Source organism: Xanthovirga aplysinae, assembly GCF_009711365.1.
GTDB lineage: Bacteria > Bacteroidota > Bacteroidia > Cytophagales > Cyclobacteriaceae > Xanthovirga > Xanthovirga aplysinae.
Genome location: NZ_SMMB01000653.1, coordinates 1 through 3,014 on the forward strand (window position 1 = coordinate 1; position 3,014 = coordinate 3,014).

General features: G+C 37.4%; 3 protein-coding genes. All 3 read left to right on the plus strand.

The genetic code is table 11. The annotated features are described in order from the left end of the window. The coding region (gene tpx / locus E1171_RS03740; protein ID WP_155204227.1) for a thiol peroxidase at window positions 1–401 on the plus strand (401 nt) is incomplete at its 5' end. Window positions 402–934: 533 nt separating this feature from the next. Then, complete coding sequence (locus tag E1171_RS03745) at window positions 935–1,225, plus strand: DUF4212 domain-containing protein (protein WP_155204228.1); 291 nt, start codon at window positions 935–937, stop codon at window positions 1,223–1,225. 116 nt (window positions 1,226–1,341) lie between these two features. Continuing rightward, the coding region (locus E1171_RS03750; RefSeq protein WP_155204230.1) for a sodium:solute symporter family protein at window positions 1,342–3,014 on the plus strand (1,673 nt) is incomplete at its 3' end.

The following is a 3,014-nucleotide window of genomic DNA, read 5'->3' on the forward strand; positions in this document are numbered from 1 at the left end:
ATTTATCCAGAGTGTCTTTGAAGGATTTTTCAGGATCAAGATTGGTGTTAAATATTTTCCCGAGCATCGATACAGGAACCTGTGCCACTTCGGTAAGGGCTTTTAACAAGGAAGCTGCCAACCTTGAAAATACCAAGGTGCTTTGTATTTCCCGAGATTTACCATTTGCCCAAGCCAGGTTTTGTGGTGCAGAGGGGATAGCCAACGCCATTACTTTATCCGATTTTGCTACTGGAAATTTTGGAAAAGATTATCAGTTGGAGTTGGCGGATGGTCCTTTAGCTGGCTTGCATTCCAGAGTTGTGATTGTTTTGGATGAAACAGGAAAAGTGCTTTACAAAGAACAAGTGGCTGAGGTGGTGGATGAGCCAGATTATCAGTCTGCTTTAAAAGTTTTGTAGAGAGTTGTCAAATTATTTTCTTTGATTTGATAAAAAGCTGCAGTGTTTACAAAATATTCCTCCTAATAAATTCTTTGGGCTCCTTTGAAAACCAAATTTCGAAGGAGTCTTTTCTTTTTCTTTACCTTCTTCTAATATTTCCTCTTTTAGGATTAGTTGTTAATTTTTTTCAGGGATTTTAAAAACTGATTTTCCTTATTGCATTAAGAGAATATGAAACGGTAATATGCTTGAAGGTTTATAAGAAAAAAATCAAAGGGGTAAACATAGATTCTTGTGTCTTTTTAAGTTTCTCTTTTTGTATGCTGCCATTAATTGCCCTGTTTTTAAATGGTTATTCCTATTAATTGATTGAGTTGTTTTGTTATTTTAAAATAATGTTTTGGTATTTTTATGTATTATGAATGCTTGTTGTTTTGAGATGTTTAAAAAGTTATTTGGGAAGTTTTAGGTATTATTTTCACAGTATTATGGCTTATTAGTGTAATTTATAGACTATATCCAGGGTTTTTGTCTACTTAAAATTTGAATAAATGGAAAATGTAACATTACAGAAAGAAGAGACCAAAGTTAGTTCTTTAAGGCTCAAATCTTATTGGAGGAAGAATCTTATCTATTTGGGAATACTATTAGGGATTTGGTTTTTGGTTTCCTTTGGTTTTGGAATTCTATGGGTGGATGAAATGAATTTTATAAAGTTAGGTGGGTTTAAATTGGGGTTTTGGTTTGCGCAACAGGGCGCTATTTATGTTTTTGTTACTTTGATTTTTGTATATGTGCGTTGGATGAATAGGTTGGATAAAAAATACAATGTTGAAGAATAGGGGAAGAGGGAAAAAGTTATTCGCAGAATGAGAATAACTATTTAGGTGCAAATTTTTAACAAGGATAAAACTTTCATATTTGGTCTTTTTTTATCCTTGAAAATGATTTTGATTTTATGGAAGTACAAACTTGGACCTATATTCTTGTAGGGGTAACTTTTTCTATTTACATCGGCATTGCCTTTTGGGCAAAAGCAGGGTCTACCAAGGAATTTTATGTGGCAGGAGGTGGAGTTTCCCCTCTGGCAAATGGAATGGCCACAGCAGCGGACTGGATGTCAGCAGCTTCTTTTATTTCCATGGCAGGACTCATTTCCTTTATGGGATATGATGGAACAGTTTACCTAATGGGATGGACAGGTGGATATGTTTTATTAGCTTTACTGCTTGCTCCTTACCTGAGAAAGTTTGGGAAGTTTACGGTTCCTGATTTTATTGGAGACCGCTATTATTCTCAGTTTGCAAGAACTGTGGCGGTAATCTGTGCTTTGATCGTTTCTTTTACATATGTTGCCGGCCAAATGCGGGGTGTAGGTGTTGTTTTTTCTCGATTTTTAGAGGTAGATATCAATACGGGGGTTTACATTGGCATAGCTATAGTTTTCTTTTATGCTGTTTTAGGAGGGATGAAAGGAATTACATACACTCAGGTGGCTCAGTATTGTATACTTATTTTTGCCTTTATGGTTCCCGCTTTTTTTATCTCTATGCAATTGACGGGTTCTCCAATCCCTCAAATTGGGCTTGGTTCTAAAATAGTAGGAACGGATATATACCTTCTGGAAAAATTGGACAAATTGACCACTGAATTGGGATTTACTGAATATACTACGGGTAGCAAGTCTATGGTAGATGTTTTTGCTATTACGGCTGCCTTAATGTTTGGAACGGCTGGACTTCCACATGTTATTGTTCGTTTTTTTACGGTACCAAGAGTAAAGGACGCAAGGATCTCTGCAGGTTATGCTTTATTGTTTATCGCCGTATTATATACTACTGCCCCTGCCGTTGCTGCATTTGTTCGGACTAATCTAATTGAAACAGTAAATGGGCAAGCTTATTCTGAAATGCCAGATTGGTTTTCGAAATGGGAAAAAACGGGTTTGATTTCCTTTGAAGATAAAGGGGCAGATGGATTAGTACATTATTCAGGCAATGCTTCCACTAATGAATTAACCATCGACCCTGATATTATTGTGTTGGCCAATCCAGAGATTGCCCAACTGCCTGCCTGGGTGATCGCCTTGGTAGCTTCTGGAGGTTTGGCTGCTGCTTTATCTACTGCAGCCGGCTTGCTGTTGGTTATCTCAACTGCAGTTTCTCATGATTTATTAAAAAAACAATTAAAACCGAATATCTCCGAAAAGGGAGAGCTGTTGGCAGCTAGAATATCGGCAGCAGTAGCTGTAATCATGGCAGGTTATTTTGGAATAAATCCTCCAGGTTTTGTAGCAGCGGTTGTGGCTTTGGCCTTTGGATTTGCGGCTGCTTCATTTTTCCCTGCTATTATCTTGGGAATTTTTAGTAAACGGATGAATAGGGAAGGGGCAGTTTGCGGTATGATTGTAGGACTTTTATCTATGGTATTCTATATGTTGCGTTTTAAGTTTAATTTATTTGGGCCTACCACCCCAGAAGATTGGTGGTTTGGAATTTCTCCGGAAGGTTTCGGGATGATTGCTATGATTATCAACTTATTAGTTTCAATCACTGTTTCTTCTTTCACTCCTGCTCCTCCTATTACAGTTCAGGAAATGGTGGAACATTTGCGTTATCCTAAGGGAACAGG

What these genes read in the sequence shown, in the direction of transcription:
- E1171_RS03745 (WP_155204228.1), top strand. Translation starts at nt 935, where the DNA reads ATGGAAAATGTAACATTACAGAAAGAAGAGACCAAAGTTAGTTCTTTA.